At 59.2% G+C, this 422-nt stretch carries 1 protein-coding gene; it reads left to right on the plus strand.

Features of this window, described 5'->3' with window-relative positions; genetic code table 11:
* A partial coding sequence (locus NCT03_RS33720) for a hypothetical protein (protein WP_250495519.1) occupies positions 1-422 on the plus strand: 422 nt, incomplete at both ends.

Genomic DNA, 422 nt, shown 5'->3' on the forward strand with positions numbered 1-422 from the left:
CCGCCGCAGCCGGTCGGCGCAGATACTGCGTTGGGCAATCAGCGGACCTACTTCGACCCGGCCTCGAATCGGCTGACCAATCAGGACATCAAAGAGCCTGACGGCAGCACGACGAGCTATGCGTATAACTCGATGAACCTGGTAGGTTACGAACAGCACTTCGACCCGAACGGGCGCATTGTTTCCTCCAAGCACTACCGTCCGCTTGACAGCCCGGACGTGGTCACTCAATACGCGCCTGACGGCAGCCGTCAGGTCATGAGGCCAAACAATGGTCAGCCCACGATAGAGCACTACAACGCGGACGGGCTACTGACGCAAAAACAATCGCTCCTGGACGCCGGATTCCGGACAGACAACTACGACGCGCAGGCCGGCCGCGTGGTCAACACGAATATGCGCAACAAGGACGGCAGTTATTC

It is taken from the genome of Caballeronia sp. GAWG1-1 (genome assembly GCF_023631465.1).
In the GTDB taxonomy this organism is placed as follows: Bacteria; Pseudomonadota; Gammaproteobacteria; order Burkholderiales; family Burkholderiaceae; genus Caballeronia.